Genomic DNA, 23,966 nt, shown 5'->3' with positions numbered 1-23,966 from the left:
AGGTAAAATGAATAGATCGAATAAATGACATTCCTTTTGTCTATGGATTAGGGGGAACATAAATGGATATCCGACAATTAGAATATTTCGTTCAAGCGGCACGAATGAAAAGCTTTACCAGAGCTGCTGAATCATTATATATAACACAGCCCACGATCAGTAAAATGATTCGGAATATGGAGGTCGAACTGGAGGCGGACTTGTTCTACCGTGAAGGGAAGAGTGTAAGGCTTACAGACGCAGGGGAAATTTTGTTCACCAAAGCGCAAAATATCGTGGAGTCTTTCGCCAGCTTGTCTTCCGAATTGGATAACTTACGGAATCTGGAGCAGGGTCACATCCGCATCGGCCTGCCTCCAATGGTAGGAGCGAGCTTTTTTCCATCGGTGATTGGTCAATTTCATAAACGTTATCCGCAGGTTACGATTCGTCTCCATGAGGATGGAGCCAAAAAAGTGGAGGAAGATGTAGAAACGGGACTGCTGGACATTGGAATGGTCGTGTTGCCTGTAGATACGGCCAAACTTCATTGTTTTACCTTTGTTGAAGAGAAGCTGAATCTTATTTTGCCTATGGGACATCGGCTGGCCGAGGCAGAGCTTGTTCCGCTAAGTGAGCTGGCAGAAGAGGAGTTCGTGCTATTTCGAGAGGATTTCACGCTGCACGATCGGATTATTACGGAATGTGTAAAAGCTGGATTTCAGCCGAAGGTTATATATGAGAGTTCACAATGGGACTTAATCAGCAAGATGGTAGCTGCGGGAATGGGGATCGCATTATTGCCGGAAACCATTTGCCGTGACATGGATCGCTCGCGATTGGTAGTCATTCCTTTGACAGATCCGGTAATTCCTTGGCAGATCGCTATGGCATGGCGTAGAGACCGTTATTTATCTTTTGCAGCACGTGAATGGATTTCTTTTGCAAAGGGACTATTGAGAACAGTACCCAAATGAGCTTCCCCACGAGCCTATAGAACATCCGAATAAATATCTGTTTTATTTTTGTGGATGTTCTGCAAATTTTTCTTTTTTTTTGAAAATATGTTTTTTGGTATCATGGATTATGATAGGAAGAGATGTTGATAGAGAGAAGGAGAGAGTTGTGACACTATATCAAGGTTCTTCCGAGAAAGCTTATAGAAGAGACTACAGAGAAGATGAGCTGTTTGTGACTATAGAGAGCCTTAGATGCGAATTGCTGGAAGTCGCGGAGCAACGGAGTCTTAGTGACCATGCTGTCCTAGAGCTAAGCGAGCGATTGGACGGTTATATTTTGCTGGCACAACATAAGATGATGGAGAACTTGCGCAGTCGCAAGGCAAGTGCAACAGCTTACTGCTGAAGCTCAAAAGCCGCTATTACAATAAATTAAACTCGATACATCCATAGAATTACACTATTACAAAGATCCAACCGATAAAGAGGAGAGAAATACGCTCCTCTTTTTGTCGTACAATCTATAAGTTGTACAATCCATAACTTTCACCTATAATGTCAATTAATAGGATCTTTTCAAGTCAAACTTTGGGGGTGCCGAGTGGAGGGAAAGTTAACAACTATACGCTCAGAAATTGAGAAAAATCTGTCCCGCTCCGGCCATAATCTCGCCTCATTCGCAAAAATTTGTGGCCTGAATCGTGGAAGTCTCAGCGCAATCCTGCATGGGAATCCACCGAAGCCTATGTCCCTGGGACAAATAGATGCAATTATTAAGGCCTTTGGTTTTCCGGATGGTTGGTTGTATCCACTGTACGTTGATGAATGCTTCAATGAGGAGAAGGTCTCACGCCGCAGGGTGGAGCCTTTTTTAATACGTTGCGCTGAACTGGGTAAGCAGCAATGCATTGATGATACCTTAAACAGATTGTTGGAATATCCGAAATCGCTAGATATCGTTTATTCGGTAGCTGATAAATTGTTTAATAAAGGTAAAGTAGATGAATCAATATATTTTTATAAAACCGTGACTGAGAATGAGTCCGATAGCTACTCTGAGAGATTGGCGATCAGTCATTTTCGTATATTTAGATCGATGCAATCGATAGTTGATACAGATGAGAAATTACGTGCGGTAATCACTTTTGGACCATTTAGAGGCCGTCTTCCTGAGGATATGCAATTGGATGGTCTGCTAATGCTATCACAACTATGCTACAGTCTACGTAGATGGGCAGAGATGGAAAGCTTTGCTGATGAACTAAGAACCTTGGCAAACGCGGTGTATCGTGACCAACTTCGAAAGAGTGTAGGTAGAAGAGCGGAAGATCTTCGGACGGAGCGTCCGCTCATCGTCTATTATGGTCATGGATATTTGCTTAAAGCGACTGCTCTGACCAAGCAAGGCAAGTATGAAGCAGCGAAAAAATATACTGCAGGCTACGCTGATCTAAGCTGGTTTGAAATGATGGATGATGAAGGTCGTGAAGCTTTAGAGCATTTCCGGTTATTTGCAACGGCCAATAGCTTTACGTTGGAGATGTTAGCGGGTAATGTAGCTGTTCTACCTGAATATACAGCTTTTTTGGCTGATCATCCTGGTGAAATTTTGGTAGGGCTTATTACTATTATGGATGCAGCGAACCGCCATGGCTTCTCAGCCGACAGTGTGCTTTCACGTTTCTCGCGTGAGATGCTGCGATTTGAGGAGTTTCAGGAGCCCAATAATGTGGATCGTGTGTATCGTCTAAACTATCAAGTTGCGATGTATCTTATAACCCGTAAACAGTACAGTACAGGCGTAGATTATATTATTCAATGTTTGGAGTTAGCCATTAAGCAGAACAATGGTAAAGATTTCATTAATTGCGTAACCTTATTTGAGACTAATAGGGATTATGCTACTACTGATCAGCAGACCAAATATAGAAATTTGATAAGGGAGGTGAGACAGCATGAAAAAATCACTATTGATGATGGTAAGTGTGTTAGCATTGTTTAGCTTCATCATTATCGGACCTGTAGGCTCTGGAAGCCATGGAGGTATCACGACTTTAGAGCACGGAGCTAATTGGTAGGATTGAAACGATCTATTCAGTATTCTTATAATACAGAGTAATACATATACGAAATTGGACTCCCTTGCCATTGTGCTGGGGAGTTTTCTTTTTCGTAATAATTGATACCGTATTCAAAATTTGACAAAGCGTTGCACCGAAAATATAATTAGGTAGCCTAAATAATACAGTGTTTAATAATTAGCTGACCTAACTAAATTAGAGGTGAAAGAAATTGGGATAAACGGAGGAAATACAGAAAATACTGAAAATTCAGTCGCACACGAGCTTTTTGCGGCGATGAAACGGCTGCATAAAGGCCAATGGCAAAAGGGTGTTGAAGGCCATAAGCCGAGTGAGATGACTTTAATGATATGCATTGAAAAATGGAATCATTCTGATGATGAGGGTCTAAAGATATCTGAAATCAGCCGACTACTCGGATTCACACCTCCAACTATTACGCAGTTGATTAATAGTCTTGAGGCGAAACAGATGGTGGAAAGACACGCAGATCCTTCGGACCGAAGAGTCGTACGCGTGAAATTGACGGAGAGTGGAAAAAAACTCACACGAAGAGCAGAGCAATACAGAGACGCAATGCTGGATGAGCTCGTACGTTACTTAGGTGAAAAAGAGACTAAGCAGCTCACAGAACTGTTGCTGAAAGTACATGCATTCGTTGAGGATAATCCACCACCTAATTGGGATAGGCTACAAATGAACGGAGATGAGAAGCTTGATTAAATTATTTAAACAACTGAAGCCATTTCGAGTAGCTATTGGTGCTGTATTAATTCTTGTGTTCTTGCAGTCCATGGGCGACTTATACCTCCCTACGCTGATGTCCGACATTGTCGACAAAGGTATTGTTCAGGGAGACCGTACTTATATTTGGAAAATAGGTAGCTTCATGCTTTTAGTAGCAGGGGGCGGGGCCTTATGTTCAGTCATTGCCAGCTATTTATCAGCAAAAGTGGCAGCAGGGTTCGGTAAACTTACCCGTGCTCGTGTGTTTAACCACGTAGAGAATTTCACGCTGCATGAATTCGATAAGCTCGGTACCGCATCATTAATTACCCGTACAACGAATGATATTACGCAGGTACAGACTGTACTTACTATGATGCTGCGTATGATGATCGGTGCACCGATGATGATGATTGGTGGTATCATCATGGCGGTATCTGAAGATGCGAAATTATCATTGATATTTGTAGTAGTTATTCCGGTACTCGTTGGTGCAATTTTCTTTATCGGTATGAAGGGATTACCACTGTTTAAAGCGATACAGGTCAAGCTGGATAAATTAAATCTGGTTCTACGTGAACATTTGACGGGTATCCGTGTTATCCGTTCATTTAACCGGATTGATCATGAGAATAAACGCTTCTCCGAGGCTAACCGTGATCTGACAGACACGGCGATCAAAGTAAATAAAATCATGGCCGGTTTGATGCCTCTTATGATGATTGTTATGAACTTTTCCATGATCGCAATTCTTTACTTTGGTGGGATTCGAATTGGCGATGGCGATTTGCAAGTCGGCTCACTGATGGCATTTATTCAATATGCGATGCAAATCATGTTCTCCCTGATTATGGTGTCGATGATGTTCGTGCTGATTCCTCGTGCTTCAGCTTCAGCCTTGCGTATCAATGAAGTGCTTGATATGCGGCCGGAGTTCACAGATCCATCAGAGAGTGAATTACACACAACGGCTCAAGCAACTAAAAAAGACGGCCGTGATCATATGCGTGGTTTTGTTGAATTCGATAATGTCTCCTTTTCTTATCCTGGCGCGGAACAACCTGCACTTTCGAAAATTAGCTTCAGTGCTCGCCCAGGTGAAGTTACTGCGATTATCGGGGGTACTGGTTCAGGTAAATCTACGCTGCTTAGCTTGATTCCAAGGTTCTATGATGTTAACGAAGGTGCTGTACGTGTTAACGGAGTAGATGTGCGTGAGATGACTCAGGAAGAGCTACGGAGCAAAATTGGTTACATCCCTCAAAAAGCGGTATTGTTCTCAGGTACGATTAACGAAAACATTCGCTACGGTAAAGAGGATGCTACCGATGAAGAAATCATTCATGCAGCCAAGGTAGCTCAGGCCTACGATTTCGTGTCAGCAATGAAAGATGGATTTGATTCGGAAATTGCTCAAGGCGGCAGTAATGTCTCTGGTGGTCAGAAACAGCGGCTGTCCATTGCACGTGCGCTTGTGAGAAAACCTCAAGTTTATCTGTTCGACGACAGCTTCTCTGCACTTGATTTCAAAACAGATGCCAAGCTTCGTGCGGCACTCAAAGATGAAACCACGGAATCCACTGTTCTAATCGTAGCTCAACGGGTTAGTACCGTTATGGATGCCGACCGGATTATTGTTATTGATGAGGGTGAAATCGCCGGAATGGGCACTCACCGTGAACTGCTCGCGAGCAGTGATGTGTACCGCGAGATCGTATCCTCGCAGCTGTCAGAGGAGGAAATAGCATGAGCGAACAAAACAATAAACCTGCTGCTCCGCGCGCCCATAAAGGTCCTGGACCTGGTGGCGGCCCTGGCATGCGGATGCCTGCAGAAAAGGCTAAAGACTTCAAGGGTACACTTCGTCGTCTGATTAAGTATTTAAGACCTCGTATGGTTCAATTGATTATTGTTCTTGTAATGGCAATTGCCAGTACTGTATTCAGTATCTTCAGTCCTAAGGTTATGGGTAAAGCAACAACTAAGCTATTCGAAGGTGCTTACGGTAAATTAATGGGTGTTGAGGGAGCTTCCATTGATTTTGGATACATTAATGATATCCTGATCATACTTGCGGGACTGTATTTGCTTAGTGCTCTATTTAGCTATATTCAGCAGTACGTAATGGCCGGCGTAGCTCAGAAGGTCGTCTACGACATGCGTGAGCAGATCAACAGCAAGCTGGAACGTTTGCCTTTGAAATATTTTGATTCCCGTACCCATGGGGAAATTCTAAGCCGTGCTACGAATGATGTGGATAACATCAGTACTACATTGCAGCAGAGCTTAACTCAATTGATTACTTCTATTGTCACCATTATCGGTGTCATCGTAATGATGCTTACCATCAGCCCATGGCTGACGTTGATTACAATTGTTACATTGCCACTCAGCTTCGTTGTGATTATGGCTATCTCCAAGCGCTCGCAGACTTATTTTGTCGGACAGCAGAAGTCACTCGGTCAGTTGAACGGTCATGTAGAAGAAATGTATACAGGTCACCGGATTATTAAAGCTTTTGGTCGTGAACCGCAGTCCCTTAAGGATTTCGATGAAATTAACGATAAGCTTTACGACTCTGGCTGGCGTGCCCAATTCATGTCCGGTATGATTATGCCGCTCATGATGTTTATCGGTAACTTGGGTTATGTAATGATTTGTGTAGTCGGCGGTATCTTTGTTACTAAAAAAATGATCGATGTTGGGGATATTCAAGCTTTTATTCAGTACTCCCGTCAGTTCACCCAGCCGATTGCACAAACGGCTAATATAGCGAATATTATTCAATCCACTATTGCTTCCGCAGAACGTGTATTTGAACTTCTGGATGAAGAAGAGGAAGTTAAGGAAGTTAATACTACACTTGCGAAGCTTGATGAAGGTACTCCGGAAGGTTCCGTTGAGTTCCGCCATGTGAAATTCGGATATAAAGAAGATGCGATTCTGATTGAGGACATGAATATTGAGGTTAGTCCAGGTCAGACTATAGCCATTGTCGGTCCTACTGGTGCTGGTAAAACCACTCTGATTAACCTGTTGATGCGCTTCTACGAGCTTAATGATGGGGAAATTATCATTGATGGCGTAAATATTACCAACATGAGACGGAGTGACCTGCGCAGCAAATTTGGTATGGTGCTTCAGGATACCTGGCTGTTCAATGGTACGATCCGCGATAACATTGCTTATGGACGTGAAGGTGCCTCAGAAGCTGATGTGGTGCGTGCTGCCAAGGCTGCTCATGCCGATCACTTTATCCGCACACTTCCGCTTGGCTATGATACGGTGTTAAATGAAGAGGCTTCTAATATTTCTCAAGGACAGAAGCAGCTGATTACGATTGCGCGTGCGATTCTGGCTGATCCATCGATCCTCATTCTTGATGAAGCAACGAGCAGTGTCGATACACGGACAGAATTGTTGATTCAAAAAGCAATGAAAGCATTGATGCAAAACAGAACCAGCTTCGTAATTGCTCACCGTCTTTCGACGATTCGAGATGCCGACCTTATCCTTGTTATGAATCAAGGTAGTGTAATCGAGAAGGGAAATCACGAGGAACTGCTTGCACAAGGCGGATTCTATGCTGATCTTTACAACAGTCAGTTCTCCGAAGGAGATTTGGACGCAGGCTAAGTTGAAGTGAAAGAAAAAGTATAGCAAACCATAAACCCCTCTTTTCACATGTTGCTGATTTTATATGTGAAGAGAGGGGTATTTTATATGTGATGAGGTGTTTTGATTTTTCAGAAAAATAAAAAAAGTTTGATTAAAAATTAAAGCATATATATGATAGAATTAAAAATGACCCGCGGCTCATTTTTAAGGCGGGAAGGTAAAGGAGAGGATGAAGGGAATGTCAGGCTACGGTAAATGGGTGGCAGGAAAAAAGACGAAATGGATTACTCTTCTCGTATGGATAGTGCTAGTAGGTGCACTTACCCTATTATGGCCTGCAGTGAATTCTCAAGTTGCTAATAATGCGCCCAATCTCCCAGATGATGCACAATCAATACAGGCAACAGCAATTGCAGAACAAGAGTTTCCAAGTGGAAGCGGAGTACCTGCATTGCTCGTATGGCATAGAGAAGGTGGGCTTTCGCAAGACGATTTAGTACATATCACTGCTGTATACAACAAGTTGGAGCAGCAACCGTTACCCCATCAGAACTTTGTTCCCCCACTAGGGAAGCTGCCGCCGCAGGCACTGCAAGCCTCATTATCTGAGGATCTTAGTACACTGGTAACCCCGGTGCTTTTTGATAAAACGGCAGATAGTGATCAGCTCGGTGAAGCTGTGACAGAAATGAAGAAGATCATAAACACAGAGACGGGTGGAGACCCCTCCGCGGCTAAGGTAGGTGGAAAAGACCTGAGTTTACGTGTTACGGGTCCAGTGGGCATCTCTATAGATGCTTCAGGCCTGTTTCAGAACGCTGACGTTTCCTTGTTAATTGCTACGGTTATGCTTGTTCTGGTGTTCTTATTAGTGATTTATCGTTCGCCGATCTTGGCGTTTATTCCACTTATTGCAGTTGGATTCGCTTATGGTGTAACTAGTCCGATTCTTGGAAAAATGGCGCAAGAAGGCTGGATCACCGTGGATTCACAGGCAGTATCCATCATGACAGTTCTGTTGTTCGGTGCGGGTACGGACTATTGTTTGTTCCTGATCTCACGGTTCCGGCAGTTGTTGAAGGTAGAAGAGAGTAAGAGTCGTGCGCTTCTTCGATCCATTACCGAATCTTCAGGCGCCATCGCTATGAGTGGCTTCACCGTCGTGCTCGCGCTGTTTGCGTTATTGCTGGCTAAGTATGGAGCTTATCATCGTTTTGCAATACCGTTCAGCGTGTCGATTTTCATTATGGGAATTGCTAGCTTAACGCTTGTACCTGCACTTTTGGCGATCTTCGGACGGACCTCGTTCTTCCCATTCATTCCGCGCACGCCGCAAATGGAGGTTGAACGGGCTAAGGCTAAAGGAAAACCAGCTCCAGAACCCAAAGTCTCCCATAAAAAAGGGATTGGCGGATTTGTAGTTTCCAGGCCTTGGGCTATCGTAGGAGTGACTGTCATCGGACTGGGGATTCTGGCTTCATTCTCTAGTGGAATCAAGTTTACGTATGATATCCTCTCTTCTTTTCCTAAAAATATGGAGTCCCGCGAAGGGTTCGACCTCATCGGTAAGCAGTTTTCTCCGGGAGAACTAGCACCCGCTAAACTGATTATTGATACTAAGGGGCAAGCGAGTGGAGAGGATCTTAAAGTCATTCTAGGAGGGCTCACGTATGTGGACACGGTTTCCGATCCGCAGCAGGGCGCTGTGAACAAGGATATTCTGGGTTATGACATCGAATTTAAGAACAATCCTTATTCACTTGAAGCGATGGGGCATATTCCAGCCCTTCTAGCAACAGCAGAGCAAGCGCTGATTGATGTAGGGGTAGAGAATCCTTCAGATCATGTGTGGGTAAGTGGTCAGACAGCGACGCAGTATGATACCAAAAAAATCGGAGATCGTGACACCGATCTGATTATTCCTGTTGTTATTGGATTGATCACGTTGCTGTTGTTGATATATCTGCGTTCGATAGTGGCGACTATTTATCTGGTCGGAACGGTCATTCTCTCCTTCTTCTCTGCACTTGGCTTAGGCTGGATTATCATTCACTATGTGATGGGGGCAGATGCCATTCAGGGAGCGATTCCGCTCTATTCCTTTGTATTCCTAGTGGCGCTTGGAGAAGATTACAACATCTTTATGATCTCGAATATTTGGAAAAAACGTAAGACCATGCCGCTTAAGCAGGCCATCGCGGAAGGCGTGAATGAGACCAGCTCGGTAATTACCTCTGCGGGCCTCATTCTGGCAGGTACTTTTGCTGTATTAGCTAGCTTACCGATTCAGGTGCTTGTGCAATTTGGTATCATCACCGCTCTAGGTATTCTACTTGATACCTTCGTAGTACGTCCGTTCCTTGTGCCCGCTATTACGACACTTTTTGGTCGATGGGCATTCTGGCCGGGGAAACATCAAGAGGTGGAGGAAGCTCTGCCTCGTGGTAGTGAGCAATAAGCGACACACTGTAAAAATAAACAGGGATGTCTCAAAGCCATATTGGCTTAGGGCATCCCTGTTGTTAATGTCGTGGCAGTCGAACTTTTATTCATTGTACGATTCGGCCTACCTCACTTAATTGCTGGTGCCGGGTATTCGGCTGACCATCAGCTTATATTTGTCGATCGAAGCACCAAGAATGGCTTCATTTCCACCAGCACCGCGGTGTGATTGACGGAAGGATTCACTGGATGTCCAGCCTTTAAATGCCTCCTCATTCTCCCACATGGTACAGATTTTTAATTCCTCAACACCTTCTTTGGCACTTCCTTGCCAAACCTCCATGCGGACGAATCCTGGCATATCCTGTACACCATTATTTCCTCCGAAACGTTGAGCGATGGCTTCACCATGACCTTCTTTAACCTTAATAGTATTAGTTACTACTAGCATATTAGGTAAACCTCCGTTCAGTAGTGTGATATCCATACATAAACAATAGGTTGAATATATAATTGCACTTTATACACTTAAAAGTTCTGTTTCGTTAAAAACGAAGGCGATAAGTGTATTCTCTGCAACTAAATTCCATGAATTTGGCGAATGGTTGAAAATTGCCTGCTTTTAGTTGCACAGAGTGCAATTAAAGTGTGAAGGATCCTCTAATTACGCTGAATAGATGTACAAAGTGCAACTATCGTCTATTCGAACGCCAAGTAGTATTCAGAGCCGAAGCGCCCAGCGTAACTACAATACTCAACTACAACACCCAACACCCAACACCCAACACCCAACACCCAACACCCAACACCCAACACCCAACACAACGTAACTATAAGTATCTATAATTAAATAAATACTTAATCTCTATTTACCTACTCTGGCGTTAAAGTAACCTACTCTAGCTTAAAGTGAAGTTTGATTGCAAAATGTGCAACAGAATAGCCAGGAACTAGTCTACAAAAGGTATTCTGTTGCACTCTGTACAATTGAATTAAGGTTAAATCGCCTAAAGTAGTGTTTTTCCCCAGTTTGATTGCACAAAGTGCAATCAAACCAAGTTTTAGCCGCCACCAGAGACATTCTATTGCACAAAGTGCAATCAGAGCATCGAGAGGAGTTAGAGCCTGAGGGATTATCGATCACAAATTGCAACAAAACAATCCAAGCTTCTTCCTCCTACATCCAGCCCCATTCTCCTGAACAAGTGCAATCAGAGCATGGCGTAGAACCAACTGCTCCCTTTTATTGCGGATTAGTGGTCCAGAGTCCAGCTGTTTTTAGGAAGACACGATCCGGCAGCTTCAAGGCTGTTAAAGCCAATTCAGCTACATCCTCAGGCTGCATCATACGGTCTTCGTCACCGATCTTAAGTCCAGCGTTGGAAGCTAATCCGGTGTTAACAGTGCTTGGAGTCAAGGCTACGACGCGGATGTTGTGCTTACGCACCTCTTGTGCGAGAGCTTCGGTCATGCCCATCAGTGCGAACTTGGATGCGCAGTAAGCCGAGCCTGTCGCGAAACCGCGTTCTCCAGCGGTAGAAGAGATATTGATGATATTTCCACCATTTTTCTCAATCATAGCTGGCAGTGCAGCGCGAGTTACATAATACGTACCGTAAAGATTGACTTGGATATGACTTTCCCAATCGGCAGGGTCCATTTCTACTAAAGTGCCGAATTTTGCAATTCCGGCATTGTTGATTAATGCGTCAAATGTTCCTAGCTCGTTTTGCAGGTAAGCAACCGCACGTTCCGCTTCTTCGCGTACAGCAATATCCGCTACGGCGATGCTGACTTTCACGTCGTATACTTCCGTTAAGGCTGATTTTAACGCTTCGAGATCGCCTGAAGTTCTGGAGATCAGGCCCAAATTAGCACCTTCCTTAGCTAGTGCCATGGCTAAGGCTTTGCCGATCCCTTTGCCTGCACCAGTAATCACAACACTCTTTCCTCTCAAATCCATCTCTAACGTCACGCTCCTTTAAACATTTTTGAAGCTAATGCTTCGTTCATGTCCTATTATACCTGAATGCTATAGGGCATTCACAATCGCCGAAGGAAAACGATTTGAAAACTTCCATGTATAGCGATGTTATTTTCCATGAATCCATCATTTGTTTCCACGAATGAAATGATTTATTCGTAAAGCTTCGTCAGCGGCACGGATGCAGGTCCCTCTAAGACTTCTCCATCATAGGAGAAACGGGAGCCGTGGCAAGGGCAATCCCAAGAACGGTCGCCATCGTTCCATTCGCATTCACAGCCCATATGTGTACAGGTTCTGTCTACCAGATGAAGCGTCCCTTCTGGATCCTTATAAGCTCCCACACGTTTACCGTCATGGAAGACAACAGCCCCTTCGTCTGCCTTCAAATCACTTGTCTTTTTATGGACAATTTCTACTTTGCCCGCTACAAGCTCTTTTGCCACATTGGCATTTTGAACGAAGAAGCTTTTTAGGCTGGCGCCAGCTTTGAAGCGGGATGGATCGTATAGCTCTGTGTATGGATTATCCTTACGCTGAATCTGATCGGAGATAATTTGAGCGGATAAGGTACCGCTTGTCATGCCCCATTTTCCAAATCCGGTAGCGATATAAATCTCTTCGCTGTTCGAAATCTTGCCGATGTAGGGGACCTTGTCCAGCGTAATTAAATCCTGTGCTGACCAGCGGTAAGGGATCGATTTGATGCCCAGCAAGTGGCCTGCGAACAGCTCCAGATTCTCATAATGACCTATCGTGCAAATGCCTTGGCCCGTCTTATGATTCTCACCCCCGACGATAACCAGATTCTGGCCTTCCCACTCCACTGCACGCAGAGAACGGGTTGGTTCGCTGGCGCTTAAATACATTCCACCCTCAAAATCCGTTTCAGGCTGGATCGCCAGACAGTAGGAACGTTCAGCATGCAGTCGCGAGAAATATAACGCACCTCCGTCGTAGAAGGGGAAATGAGAAGCTGACACAGCGTAACGGCAGGTGATGCGGTAGTCATTCTTTTCCGTATAAAGCGTAAGCGTATCGTTCTTCTCCACCTTGTCCGCCATCATCGTATGCTCATAGATCACGCCACCTTTTTCCACGATAACCTTCAACAAGGCCTTCAGATATTGCAGGGGGTGAAAGCGAGCTTGTCCTGGTAGTTTAATCGCACCGCTCGCCATTAGAGGGATAGAGACGTTATCCAGCCATTCACCGGGCAGGCCCAATTGTTCATAGGCTTGATACTCTTCTTCCAACTGTTTAAGCGTTTTATGATCTTCAGCATCTGCGTATAAATAGGCCGCTTCACGTTTCATGCCACAAGACACTTCCAGTTCTTCAGCCGTACTTAAGATCCAATTCATAGCCTCATTGTTCGATTGATAATAGCGCCGGGCATTCTCCGCCCCAAAATGTTTCAGCAAATGATGATAGATTAATCCGTGCTGAGTGGAGATCTTGGCGCTTGTAAAACCCGTAGTACCGCTGAGGATTTCCCCTGCCTCCAAGAGTGCGACTTTGTATCCGGCTTTGCTTAAGAGATAGGCTGTTGTAATCCCTGTAATACCGCCGCCCACCACAGCGACATCTGTAGAAATATCTTCAGTCAGCTTTGGAAAGGTCGGTAAATCTGTAGTGTCACGCCATATTGATTCTGGAAATTGCGGAAGACCTTGCGTTATTTTACGGTGTGGATCCATCTTATTATCCCTCCATCTGTACAATGCTCATTTCATTTATTACCACAGTCCCGTTAAAAGAAACTCTGTATTCATATGTGCAGTGCATGAATTCAGAGAAATAGTGCCAAAATAAGGTGGCATCCGGGAAGCGCAGGATAAATAGGAGGGATGATCCATGTCAGTTCAACAGGATAAGCACAATGTTTCTCTGGAATGGATCAAGGATCAGTTAAACGGATTCGCCGATTTAATCGATCGAACGCTCGTTGCACCTTTTGGGCAGATCAACTTAATCTATATTAAAAGCGTTACAGATTCGCAGACGCTCAGTCGCCATGTGATTACGCCGTTCTATGAGATGGGGGATACTAACGCTTACCTTGATTACATTACGACGTATCCGGGCACGGAAGAGGAGACTACGAAGGAAATAGCGATCGATCTTTTGCTTAGTGGCTACGTTCTTCTTAGCATAAATGATGTGATTTGTTTTTTTGACGCGATGAGTACAGAGAGCAGCGGTGTTAGTGAAACGTCTGCAGAAAGCATTTCACAGGGACCTTCAGATGCACTAACGGAGGATATTGCGGTTAATCTGAACATGATTCGCCGTCGCTATCAATCCACTAATCTCAAAATGGAAACCATGATCATCGGCGATGTCTCCAAAACAAAAGTGGCCATCCTATACGACATCAGTCGTGTTGATCATAATGTATTAGCGGAATTAAGGGAGAAGATGAATACCCTAAAGGTTGATATTTTACAGGCTACGGGAGAACTTGAGAAGTTTATAAGCAGTGATAAATTGAGAATTCTCCCTAAGTCTATTATTACTGAAAGACCTGATAGAGTTGTGTTTAATTTGTCTGAAGGAAAAGTAGCGATACTCCTGGATACAACGGGATATGCGATAGTGTTGCCCTCCATATTTAACGATTTTTTTACATCCATGGATGATAAGATCCAATTTCCTATTGTGGGCCGTTTCTTAAAGCTACTCCGAATTATCGGTGTGTGCATGACGTTATGGCTGCCTGCGATCTATGTAACACTTACCTCTTATAACCCAGAGATTATTCGTGTGCAGGTTGCACTACTCATTTCGGGTAGTCGCGCGACCGTGCCTTATCCATCTTTTGTGGAAGTGCTCTTAATGCTTATGATGATGGAATTTCTGACCGAGGCGAGTTTACGGCTGCCCAAAGCGATTGGTCCTACGGCCACGACGGTCGGAGGTCTAATCTTAGGTCAGGCAGCTACGGCGGCAGGGCTTGTAGGTAATATTATGATTATATTGGTCTCTGCCGTTGCGATATCCAATTTTCTGATTCCTCTGAATATGATGAGCTTGTCGATACGCGTGCTGAAGTACATTTTTCTTATAGCTGCCGCTGTTCTAGGAATGGTTGGTGTAGTGGTCTGTGTTGTAGGATTCGCGATGTATTTATGCAATCAGCGTAGCTTTGGACAACCTTATTTCAGATTGTTTTTTCTTGATAACCTTGGTAAGAAGAAGGGCGGGGAACATTGATGGCCAAAAGCCGTTATTTCTACTGTCTTTTTCTGATGAACAGCTTGATCAACATCATTAATTTTGTTCCTAGGGAACTAATAGACAGACGCTTTGACGGTGCTTTGTTCTCCATACTAATTGCAACGGTCCTTGGCACTTTGTTTGTCTATATATTTACTGTATTGATTGCTAAATTTCCTGGAAAGGGGTTTCCGGAAATATTTAACCCTCTTCTTCCTAAGCTGCTAGTCAAACCCTTACTTGTCTTTTTTGCGGGTTTATGGTGTGTGGCTGGGGGGGTTACCTTGCTTTCTTTTGTAGATATTACGCTGAGATATGTCAGTCCGAATTCAAGCCCATATACTGTCGTGATCGGTTTTCTGATATTGGTCTGTATCTGCTGTCGCTTTGATTCACTATCACTTTTGTATGGTCTTGAAATCATTCTTTTCGTTACATTACCGTTAATTGTCTATGGCATTGTAAAGGCGCTGACCAATCCGGATTTCAATTGGGATTCTGTTCTGCAGATCACTACATACATCTGGCATAAGCCGGATCTGATGAGTCTTTCGGCAGCTACCTTTTCTTTTAGTGGTTATATTAATCTAGCCATCTTTAATCGGGTATTTCATGGGTTAAAGCTAAAGCATGTCTGGATTTTAGGGGTGGAAGGACTTCTCGTACTGCTCATAACCTTTTTGGTCCCTATCGGTTATTTCGGTACTGTTGCGATTGAGAGACATGTATATACGTGGTTCTCGACGGCAGACAGTATCCGGATAGAATCCTTTATTATTGAACGGATGCTATTTATTTTTTATTTTGCCTACATGACTTTATCTCTGGTGAGTGTAATTGTTCATTGGCATGTAGGGTTAGGGTTATTCAAAGGTGCTATTTCATCTACGAAAAAAAAATCCCAGAAGGCAGAGCAGTGGAAAGAGTGGCTCATCCTGTGCTTGTTTAGCGGAGTGGTCCTCTCCTTAATATGGATGGATCAATATCAGCTCAACGTGTTGGGCATTTGGTTTCTACAGATCCGCTGGTTTGGTGAGATGTTCTTAATCGCTCTGCTGTTTTATTGTTATCGCAAAGTAAGGAGGCAGAGGTTGTGAGAAAAGCACTTAGTGCAATAGGAATTGTGTTACTGCTACTCCTTGCCGGCTGTGACTTCAAAGAAATTGATTTACGGATATTCGTACTGGCGATCGGTGTTGACCCTGGTGAAGAAGAAGGGACTTTCAAGATCAGCTTGAAACTGGCCATCCCACAGGGGGAAGTTACCAAGATTGATGAGAAGATGCAGATATTAACCGAAGAGTCCCCTAGTATTTCGGAAGCGCTCCGCAGAATGAAGTCAAAAGTGGAGAAGGAGCTTGATTATTCCCATTGTAAATCGATTATTTTGGGAGAAGGGATCGCACGCAAAGATATTCAGCATGTTATGGATTGGGCCGTGCGGCGCAGAGATGTCCAGCTTATTGTAAATTTTGCAGTCGGGCGTCCGGAGGCACTTCAAGTGCTGCAGGTACGACCCGAATCGGAGCGAATTCCATCGAATTCTCTTATTCTGGCGATGAGTGGTCAGGGAACGGAGTCTCCTTTTATTGCTAGTGTGTATTCCTTTCAGTTGATGAGAAATATTTATGAGAAGGGTATTGATCCGATTTTGCCGATTATCGAGGCCAAAGGGAAGAGTGAGTTCTTAATTGATAAAATTGCTCTACTGGATAGCGAGAAAATCAAGATGGTGCTTACACCGAACGAAACCCGGCTATACAATCTGCTGTCGCGCTCCAACTTACGGACCAATTTGCCAGCCTATATCGAGGGGGTCATGTATCAGTATTACACAGAGAGATCATCCTCGGACTACAAGATATTAAATACGGAGAGCGGAAAAGCAACTATTCGATACTATATTAAGATTAAAGGGATCCTCGAAGAGAGTAGCAGCCAGGATTTGGTGACACATAGCTTGTTGAAAAAAATTCAGACGGCCGGCGAGAAAGAATTGGAAGATGATATCTTAGCATTACTGAAAAAAATTCATACGAGCGGTTTGGATCCTTTTGGGTGGGGGCTGCACTATGGAGCTAGACATTTTAATAATGATACCGAAATGGAAGTGTGGAAGGAGCTCTATGCTGGGCTCGATTTTCAGGTCAAAGCTGATGTTAACATCAAATATTCAGGATTGATTAAGTAACTGAGAAAGTAATGAGTGGATAAAAGTGGGATTGACGTTCTTACATTCACGATTTATACTTGATCTAAAAATAAGTTAGAGGATGATAGCAATGAAAAGTCTAAATTTGACTTCCCAACGTCAAGCCGTTTACGATATCGTCCTTAATTCACATGACCATCCCACTGCTGCGGAAGTAATGAACCGGCTAGTAGAACAAGGTCATAGCTTAGCATACGGTACTGTATATAACTCTCTTCGTTATCTTTCAGATAAACAAATGATTCGTGAGCTTAAGCTTGGTGAGGCTGCCAGCAGATATGATGCCCGCATGGATGATCACCAGCATATCATTTGCGAGGTTTGCGGTGCGGTTGATGAGGTAATGAACCAAGTTCCACGAGACTGGATGAACACAGTGGCCAAGGATACAGGTTATACCATTGGTCATGCTCATGTGGTATTCGGAGGCGTCTGCCCGAACTGCAAGAACAAGAACGTGAACTAGGATGAAAGAACCGGAGCCTTTTGCTACGGTAATAATAAGAAATAGGCTTATTTGAGTAGATCGCTCTCTTTGAGGCGGTCTTTTTGTTGCGTTTATATGACAATTTTTAAGAATGATGAGAAAAATGAAGAAAGATAGGAGGAAAATCGGTTCCAAAGGAGGATATATAATTATATAGTAAGTCTGGTAAATAAGTCCTTCTTTAAGACTCGAAGAGAGAGAGTGTGATGACAACTATGAACAAAAAAGCAGGTATGAGTATCCGAACCAAATTAATTCTTACATACCTATTAGTTCTACTGTTGCCCAGTATCATTATCGGTTGGCGAACCTATCAATCTGCTAGCCATGAAGTGGAAAATCAACTGGTGAACAATGCTACCGAAAGTGTTGAGGCAGTAGATGCAATCATCAACTCGAATATTCAATCGAAAATAGATACTATTTCTTATTTTGCTGCTGAGTTCACCGCTGAGGGGACCAACAGTGAGGCAAATGGAGAGACGGTAGCATCTATGAAGGACAGATTAAAGGAATATGCTGTGCTACATCCTGATGTGTTAGATATTTATGTTAGTACAAGCAGAGGGCAATCGATCCATGCTTCGGAAGCCAAGCTGCCCGAAGGCTATGATCCCAGGCAGGAAAGTGCCTATATTAATTCTCTGAAGCACGGGAAAGGTGTTGTGATTTCTCCGGCCTTTCAAACTGTGAATCAGGAAACGGCGATCGCGATATCAACGGTCCTGAAGAGCGGTGACGGGGTGATAACCCTGAATCTCAATCTATCTGCATTAGGAGAATTGACCGCGTCCAAGGTGGGCAAGGAAGGATATATTATTATCCTGGATAACAGCAAGAAATATCTTGTTCATCCAACAGAGGCTATTGGGCTGGAGTCATCCGATGACTTTATAAAGAAAATGTTCGAGGAAGATCAAGGTACTTTTGATTATGTCTACAAGGGTACGCACAAAAAGATGACGTTTATGGTAAATGAGCTTACGGGCTGGAGAATCGGAGGCACGATAAGCATAGATGAAGTGACTTCAGTAACGAGTGGAATCCGCAATACAGCACTGCTTGTAATTGTAGCTTCCGTTCTGCTTGCACTGATCGTAATCTATTTTAATATTCAATCTATCTTGAAGCCTCTGATCCGTTTGCGGAAAGCAACTGCCGTGATAGCCAAGGGGGATCTGTCCGAAGACATGGGGGCTTTCCGCAAAGATGAAATTGGCATGCTAGCCGAGAACTTTCAATTAATGGTGCTCAGCCTGCGCGAGATGATCATAGGTGTGCAGGAGATGACGAGTAATGTCTCCTCTTCAGCCGAAGAGCTGACTGCCAGTGCGGAGCAGAATGCCCAAACGATCGAACAAATGACAATAGCGATTCAAGAGGTAGCGACAGGTACGGAACGGCAGGTGATCGGTGTACGCAAAGGAATGGAAAGTACAGCGGCGACAACAAGCGAAGTGGATCATATTTCCGTATATATGGAGCAGGTGTCTGCGATGATGGACAAGACTTCACTCTCTGCTTCGGAAGGAAATGATTCCGTCATCAGCGTGGTGGATAAGATCAATGGTATCGATAGAACGGTGGGAGAGCTTGGCAGTGTAATCGACAAGCTGAACGAAAGAACCGGTCAAATTGAGGGCATTGTCGGCGTCATCACAGGGATTGCCCGTCAGACCAATCTGTTAGCTCTCAATGCTTCTATTGAGGCGGCCAGAGCTGGAGAGCATGGCCGTGGATTTGCCGTTGTCGCTGCTGAAGTACGTAAGCTGGCAGAGGAATCAGAGAGATCAGCGCATTTGATTGCAGAGCAGATTACCGCCATTAATAGTGAGATGACGCTGGTGACTCATACGATGGAAGACACAAAGCAGCGCGTAACCGAAGGGATAGAGGCCGTGGATACTTCCGGACGTTCCTTCTCCCGTATCCGTAGAGCGGTCAAGAGTGCCGCAGAGAAGATTGAGGCAATGGGTGGGGCTGTACAGACCTTATTAGTGGAATCAGATCACATGGAGAAGGCTATAGGAGAGATTCGTGGCATCTCTGAAGAAGCGGCTGTGAATACAGAGACCATCGCGACGGCAGCGCAAGAGCAGCTTGCTTCTGTTGAAGAGATGGCGTCTTCGTCTACCGACCTTAGCCGTCTTGCGGAGGAACTGCAAAAGCTTGTGAGTAGCTTTAAAATACACTCTTCCTAGTAATAATATATATTTCATATAGGAAAACGATGCTTTTATCTTCCCTTTTGCAGCCCTTTGCAAGTATACTGATAAACAATAATGTTGGGTTAGGCAACGGAGAGAGGAGAGATAATAGTACATGGGAGAGCAACTGAAAGGGTTCACGGTCGCCTTGGCGGGTCCGCGCAAATCGGAAGAAATGGCCAAGCTGGTGCAAAATATGGGGGGGACGGCGTTATGTCGACCTGCTCAAGGTACTGTCTTTCTTGATGATGAGGCATTGGAAGAAGGATTGAATTCATGGATCAGCCATCCGCCTTATTTGGTGATCCTTACCACAGGCATGGGACTGGATGCTCTCTTCCAAACGGCTGAACGCCTTAATATCGCTGAGCGTTTCTTAGAGGTCCTTTCTGGTTCTATTATTGCTGCACGGGGTTATAAGACAGTGAATGCTTTGAAAAAAAGAGGACTTACGCCGGAGGTTCGTGACGACGACGGAAGTACGATCGGATTGATTCGTGGGCTTCAATCTCTGGATTTGAAGGGCAAGGAGGTCGTACTGCAGCTGCATGGCGATCCAGCTCCTCGTATGCTCGCATGGCTGCAGGAGGCTGGGGCGAATACCCGCCAAGTGCTGCCGTATCGTCATACTCTACCAGAACCGGGTGAGCTTGAAAGATTGCTTACAGAAATCATAGAAGGTAAGATTGATGCCGTAGCTTTTACAAGTGCGCCACAATTTCGTTTCCTCTCTCAATTTGCTCGGGAACAGGGCAAGCTGGAGGAGATGCTAAGGTCTTTCGAGGATAAAGTGCTTGCTGTTTCTGTAGGGCGTATTACCTCTGAGGCTCTAAAAGAAGAGGGCCTACAACGTATCATCATGCCTGAGCATGAACGGATGGGAAGCATGATTGTAGAGTTGGGCAAATATGTGGCGGCGAATCGCTAGACCACAGTGTGCGGAAGCTTTACAAGATTTACGTTACTATTCAGAAGCATTCCCGCCGGATTCAATGGGTGGGGATGCTTTTTTACCCGGAAGAGGATGCCTTAAGAGTAGTAAACCTGCCATCTGCATGGACATTCGCAGCAGTTTTCCTTAGAATATAGGCAACATGTGATGAATAATAACAATGAATAAGGAGGAGGATCCCCATGGACAAAAGAAAATGTCTGTTACTTGGTGATTATACCCATCCCCGTTTCCATCCACTTCAAGGAGTGGACCAACAAATTAGCGAGATCTTAAATGATTTATTAACCGTTCAGTGTTCAGAAAATAAAAAAATGATGCGTATTGAGCATTTGGGAAGTTATGACTTATGCATTGCCTACAACGAATTATGGAATGAAACTGTATCTCCTCAGCAAACCGCTGGCCTACTCAGCTATGTGAGCGGTGGTGGAGGACTGATTGTTCTTCATACAGGTGCTTCATTGACGAAGCGTAACGAACTAGCTCAGCTGATCGGTGGACGCTTTAATGGTCACACTGCTTACGAGCCAATGAATTTTAAGGTGCTAGAGCATGACATTACTGAGGGCGTTGAAGACTTTCAGCTGGATGAAGAGCCTTATCATTTCGAATTTGATCCGTTCACAGATCGGACTATTCTTCTTCAGTATGAATCGGAGGGTCAATGGCTTCCAGCTGCATGGTGCCACAGCTATGGTTTAGGACGAGTAGTGTTCCTTATGCCTGGGCATCATGAACCATCCTTCCGCCATCCAGCACTACGTAAACTGATCTTACAGGCAGCTACTTGGGCTGCACGTATTCCGGTAAGTAACTAAGGGATATTGCGTTTTTTTGAAATACGCACACAGTGAGGTATACTTTAATCATCAACTCCGTTTGTAACGAAACGGAATCTTTGGGAGGAAGTACTATGAGTGATTTGTTTAAAAAAGCGATCTCTTTAGGAGTGGGCCTCACCATTGTTAGTAAGGAAAAAGTAGAAAAGGTTGTTGAGGAACTAGTGAAGCGTGGGGAGCTTGCTCCTTCGGAGTCTAAGGCCCTTGTTGACCGTCTGATTGAACGCGGTGAGGAAGAGCGAGGTATGCTCAAGTCTGTTGTACAAGAACAAGTACAACGCGTGTTGAAGGAAATGAAGGTTCCTGTACAAAGTGATATTGACGAGCTGGAAGGCCGAATTGCTGTATTGGAGCGTCGATTGGCCGAGCTGGAGGGCATTTCCCATCTAGAAGGAACATCGGCGGAAACGCGTACGGACTAAATGGCAGTACGTATCAGACATGCCGGACGATACCGGTCCATTGCCATGGCGCTTATGCACCATGGTTTTGGCTATATGGTGGAGGAGCTGGGGCTCTATCATTTATTATCCCTTCCACGCCGTCTTGTAACGCAAGAAGCTCATACAAGTCTTACACTCGGGGAGCGGATTCGGCTCGTATTGGAGGATTTGGGCCCAACCTTTATTAAGCTTGGACAACTCGCCAGTACCCGTTCGGATCTGCTGCCTGATTCTATTATTCAAGAATTGGTAAAACTACAGGATAATGTGCCCCCGTTCCCTGTGGAGCGAGTGCGCACGATTGTGGAGCATGAACTCGATCAACGGATGGATGAAATCTTTAATTCCTTTGAAGATACTCCCCTTGCGGCTGCGTCGATCGGTCAAGTGCATAGAGCTGTTCTTCACAGTGGGCAGGTCGTGGCTGTTAAAGTTCAGCGCCCTGGTATACTGCGAACGATGAGTAGGGATTTGGAAATTCTCAAAGATCTGAGCGCCCTTGCTGAGAAGCAGCTAGGTTGGGCGAGGCAATATCAGTTGTCCCGTATGGTAGAGGAATTCTCGAAATCTCTGCTTGGCGAGCTGGATTACGGCCAAGAAGGACGCAATGCAGAGAAAATTGCTCAACAGATGGATTATGACGGAGTATACATCCCGGATATTTATTGGGACTATACGTCTGCACGAGTGCTGACGATGGAATATGTGGTAGGGATTACGCTAAGTCGTCGCGATGAACTACTGAGTAGCGGCGTTAAGCTTAAGGTTATTGCTCAGCAGCTCGTGGAAATGATGCTAAGACAAATTTTCATTCATGGCTTTTTTCATGCAGATCCGCATCCAGGGAATGTTATGAGAATGGCTGATGGGAAGCTGGCTTTGATTGATTTTGGCATGATGGGGCGGCTGAACGAAGAGATGAAAGAGCAGCTGTCTGCGCTTGTCATCGCACTAATGCGCAAGAATACGGATGCGATGGTCCGGGCAATTTTGCGTCTCGGCGTCATCCCTGAGGATGCTGATCGAGCAGCGTTGCATAATGATATGGATCGACTTCGCGAAGAGTATTATGATGTTCCGTTCAGTAAGATGAGCATAGGCAAAGCGCTAAATGATCTGTTTGGCATTGCTCGCAAGCATCGATTAGTTCTTCCCCCGGATCTAACGATGCTTGGTAAGACGATGCTGACGCTTGAGGGTGTCATTAGCAATTTAGATCCAACGATTAGCATTTTAGAGATGGCAGAGCCTTTTGGACGTGAACTTGTGAAGCAGCGATTTAGTGGTCCCCGATTGCAGCGCAAGTTCCTTGGAGGCGTAGCCGATTTAACGGAGAGTCTTTTAGAGCTTCCTGGGCAGGCAAGGCAGTTATCTGCGCTAATTACTAAGGGAAAGCTAAAGGTAGAGATTGCGGCACCTGAGCTCGAGCATCTGGAGCGAAAGCTGGACCGAGTTGGGAACCGCTTAGCATTTAGTATTGTGATGCTTGCGTTCAGTATCATCATGGTTGGACTCATTATAGGCACTGCGATGCGGGGTCAGCCTTCAGTGTTATGGAATTTTCCTACAGTGGAGATTGGCGGCGTAATAGCGCTTCTGATGTTCCTATGGTTGATCTATGCGATTTTTAAATCGGGAAGGTTCTAACCTGCAGGATAGAATAATTATTATTCTGCAGGTTCACACAAATGCCGTTCTATCAAGTACAATATAAAAGATAACTTTCTAAGCTTAACTTTACTTCTATTGTATAAAGTGGAATGGAACGCAAATGGAGTGCCGTCTAAACGTCCGGTGGATCGCTGCTGCCCAGAA

General features: G+C 44.6%; 19 protein-coding genes. 16 read left to right on the top strand and 3 right to left on the bottom strand.

Going from position 1 to position 23,966, the window contains the following annotated elements; translation table 11 throughout:
• Positions 1 to 62 precede the first annotated feature (62 nt).
• The 7 genes from cidR (at position 63) to MKX41_RS22990 (ending at position 9,821) form a co-directional block, all read left to right on the top strand.
• A complete protein-coding gene (cidR, locus tag MKX41_RS23020) occupies positions 63 to 956 on the top strand; it encodes a cidABC operon transcriptional activator CidR (RefSeq protein ID WP_339243845.1) in 894 nt (297 codons plus the stop codon).
• Positions 957 to 1,104: 148 nt separating this feature from the next.
• Entirely contained in the window at positions 1,105 to 1,344 is a 240-nt protein-coding gene (locus MKX41_RS23015; protein ID WP_042192581.1) for an aspartyl-phosphate phosphatase Spo0E family protein, read from the top strand.
• Positions 1,345 to 1,539: 195 nt separating this feature from the next.
• Positions 1,540 to 2,940, top strand: a complete 1,401-nt coding sequence (locus MKX41_RS23010; RefSeq protein ID WP_340973284.1) for a DNA-binding protein — start codon at positions 1,540 to 1,542, stop codon at positions 2,938 to 2,940.
• 355 nt (positions 2,941 to 3,295) lie between these two features.
• Positions 3,296 to 3,742, top strand: a complete 447-nt coding sequence (locus tag MKX41_RS23005) for a MarR family winged helix-turn-helix transcriptional regulator (RefSeq protein ID WP_076298122.1) — start codon at positions 3,296 to 3,298, stop codon at positions 3,740 to 3,742.
• Positions 3,735 to 5,495 (top strand): ABC transporter ATP-binding protein, encoded by a 1,761-nt coding sequence (locus tag MKX41_RS23000; protein ID WP_340973283.1) that lies wholly within the window; start codon positions 3,735 to 3,737, stop codon positions 5,493 to 5,495. Before MKX41_RS23005 ends, MKX41_RS23000 begins: the two co-directional genes overlap by 8 nt.
• Positions 5,492 to 7,381 carry an ABC transporter ATP-binding protein gene (locus MKX41_RS22995; protein WP_042192571.1) on the top strand — a complete coding sequence of 630 codons (1,890 nt, stop codon included), beginning with the start codon at positions 5,492 to 5,494 and terminating at the stop codon, positions 7,379 to 7,381. The genes MKX41_RS23000 and MKX41_RS22995 overlap by 4 nt, the downstream gene beginning before the upstream one ends.
• 211 nt (positions 7,382 to 7,592) lie before the next feature.
• Positions 7,593 to 9,821, top strand: a complete 2,229-nt coding sequence (locus MKX41_RS22990) for an MMPL family transporter (RefSeq protein ID WP_340973281.1) — start codon at positions 7,593 to 7,595, stop codon at positions 9,819 to 9,821.
• Positions 9,822 to 9,938: 117 nt separating this feature from the next.
• On the opposite strand, the gene MKX41_RS22985 is transcribed toward MKX41_RS22990, so the two are convergent.
• From MKX41_RS22985 to MKX41_RS22975, 3 genes are all read right to left on the bottom strand, one after another.
• Positions 9,939 to 10,256, bottom strand: a complete 318-nt coding sequence (locus MKX41_RS22985) for an antibiotic biosynthesis monooxygenase (protein WP_340973279.1) — start codon at positions 10,254 to 10,256, stop codon at positions 9,939 to 9,941.
• Positions 10,257 to 11,048: 792 nt separating this feature from the next.
• Positions 11,049 to 11,768: a 3-ketoacyl-ACP reductase gene (locus MKX41_RS22980; RefSeq protein WP_042131427.1), complete on the bottom strand. Its 720-nt coding sequence runs from the start codon at positions 11,766 to 11,768 to the stop codon at positions 11,049 to 11,051.
• 173 nt (positions 11,769 to 11,941) lie between these two features.
• A complete protein-coding gene (locus tag MKX41_RS22975) occupies positions 11,942 to 13,489 on the bottom strand; it encodes an FAD-dependent oxidoreductase (protein ID WP_340973277.1) in 1,548 nt (515 codons plus the stop codon).
• A gap of 157 nt (positions 13,490 to 13,646) precedes the next feature.
• Between MKX41_RS22975 and MKX41_RS22970 the strand changes: the two genes are divergently transcribed.
• The 9 genes from MKX41_RS22970 to MKX41_RS22930 all read left to right on the top strand — a co-directional run bounded on the left by MKX41_RS22970 (position 13,647) and on the right by MKX41_RS22930 (position 23,798).
• Complete coding sequence (locus tag MKX41_RS22970) at positions 13,647 to 15,005, top strand: spore germination protein (protein ID WP_340973276.1); 1,359 nt, start codon at positions 13,647 to 13,649, stop codon at positions 15,003 to 15,005.
• The gene (locus tag MKX41_RS22965; RefSeq protein WP_076285621.1) at positions 15,005 to 16,105 is read left to right on the top strand and encodes a GerAB/ArcD/ProY family transporter; all 1,101 of its coding nucleotides are present in this window, start codon (positions 15,005 to 15,007) and stop codon (positions 16,103 to 16,105) included. Before MKX41_RS22970 ends, MKX41_RS22965 begins: the two co-directional genes overlap by 1 nt.
• Complete coding sequence (locus tag MKX41_RS22960) at positions 16,102 to 17,199, top strand: Ger(x)C family spore germination protein (protein ID WP_340973275.1); 1,098 nt, start codon at positions 16,102 to 16,104, stop codon at positions 17,197 to 17,199. The genes MKX41_RS22965 and MKX41_RS22960 overlap by 4 nt, the downstream gene beginning before the upstream one ends.
• 91 nt (positions 17,200 to 17,290) lie before the next feature.
• On the top strand, positions 17,291 to 17,686 hold the full coding sequence (locus MKX41_RS22955) for a Fur family transcriptional regulator (protein WP_042131422.1): 396 nt from the start codon (positions 17,291 to 17,293) through the stop codon (positions 17,684 to 17,686).
• 227 nt (positions 17,687 to 17,913) lie between these two features.
• Positions 17,914 to 19,908, top strand: coding sequence for a methyl-accepting chemotaxis protein (locus MKX41_RS22950; protein WP_340973273.1), 1,995 nt, complete (start codon positions 17,914 to 17,916; stop codon positions 19,906 to 19,908).
• A gap of 121 nt (positions 19,909 to 20,029) precedes the next feature.
• Positions 20,030 to 20,842: a uroporphyrinogen-III synthase gene (locus tag MKX41_RS22945; RefSeq protein WP_340973272.1), complete on the top strand. Its 813-nt coding sequence runs from the start codon at positions 20,030 to 20,032 to the stop codon at positions 20,840 to 20,842.
• Between the two features lie 206 nt (positions 20,843 to 21,048).
• Entirely contained in the window at positions 21,049 to 21,687 is a 639-nt protein-coding gene (locus tag MKX41_RS22940; RefSeq protein ID WP_042192549.1) for a ThuA domain-containing protein, read from the top strand.
• A 95-nt stretch (positions 21,688 to 21,782) separates the two neighbouring features.
• Positions 21,783 to 22,130 (top strand): phasin family protein, encoded by a 348-nt coding sequence (locus MKX41_RS22935; protein ID WP_042131416.1) that lies wholly within the window; start codon positions 21,783 to 21,785, stop codon positions 22,128 to 22,130.
• Positions 22,131 to 23,798 carry an ABC1 kinase family protein gene (locus MKX41_RS22930; protein ID WP_340973270.1) on the top strand — a complete coding sequence of 556 codons (1,668 nt, stop codon included), beginning with the start codon at positions 22,131 to 22,133 and terminating at the stop codon, positions 23,796 to 23,798.
• The last annotated feature ends 168 nt before the right edge of the window (positions 23,799 to 23,966 follow it).

The organism is Paenibacillus sp. FSL R5-0475, assembly GCF_038004585.1.
Classification (GTDB): domain Bacteria; phylum Bacillota; class Bacilli; order Paenibacillales; family Paenibacillaceae; genus Paenibacillus_AQ.
This window is presented reverse-complemented; position numbering and strand designations above follow the sequence as displayed.

Bases quoted from the DNA above. Each gene is read 5' to 3' on its own strand.
- cidR (WP_339243845.1), top strand. From the start codon at position 63: ATGGATATCCGACAATTAGAATATTTCGTTCAAGCGGCACGAATGAAA.
- MKX41_RS23005 (WP_076298122.1), top strand. From the start codon at position 3,296: ATGAAACGGCTGCATAAAGGCCAATGGCAAAAGGGTGTTGAAGGCCAT.
- MKX41_RS22995 (WP_042192571.1), top strand. From the start codon at position 5,492: ATGAGCGAACAAAACAATAAACCTGCTGCTCCGCGCGCCCATAAAGGT.
- MKX41_RS22990 (WP_340973281.1), top strand. From the start codon at position 7,593: ATGAAGGGAATGTCAGGCTACGGTAAATGGGTGGCAGGAAAAAAGACG.
- MKX41_RS22985 (WP_340973279.1), bottom strand. From the start codon at position 10,256: ATGCTAGTAGTAACTAATACTATTAAGGTTAAAGAAGGTCATGGTGAA.
- MKX41_RS22980 (WP_042131427.1), bottom strand. From the start codon at position 11,768: ATGGATTTGAGAGGAAAGAGTGTTGTGATTACTGGTGCAGGCAAAGGG.
- MKX41_RS22975 (WP_340973277.1), bottom strand. From the start codon at position 13,489: ATGGATCCACACCGTAAAATAACGCAAGGTCTTCCGCAATTTCCAGAA.
- MKX41_RS22970 (WP_340973276.1), top strand. From the start codon at position 13,647: ATGTCAGTTCAACAGGATAAGCACAATGTTTCTCTGGAATGGATCAAG.
- MKX41_RS22965 (WP_076285621.1), top strand. From the start codon at position 15,005: ATGGCCAAAAGCCGTTATTTCTACTGTCTTTTTCTGATGAACAGCTTG.
- MKX41_RS22955 (WP_042131422.1), top strand. From the start codon at position 17,291: ATGAAAAGTCTAAATTTGACTTCCCAACGTCAAGCCGTTTACGATATC.
- MKX41_RS22950 (WP_340973273.1), top strand. From the start codon at position 17,914: ATGACAACTATGAACAAAAAAGCAGGTATGAGTATCCGAACCAAATTA.
- MKX41_RS22945 (WP_340973272.1), top strand. From the start codon at position 20,030: ATGGGAGAGCAACTGAAAGGGTTCACGGTCGCCTTGGCGGGTCCGCGC.
- MKX41_RS22940 (WP_042192549.1), top strand. From the start codon at position 21,049: ATGGACAAAAGAAAATGTCTGTTACTTGGTGATTATACCCATCCCCGT.
- MKX41_RS22935 (WP_042131416.1), top strand. From the start codon at position 21,783: ATGAGTGATTTGTTTAAAAAAGCGATCTCTTTAGGAGTGGGCCTCACC.
- MKX41_RS22930 (WP_340973270.1), top strand. From the start codon at position 22,131: ATGGCAGTACGTATCAGACATGCCGGACGATACCGGTCCATTGCCATG.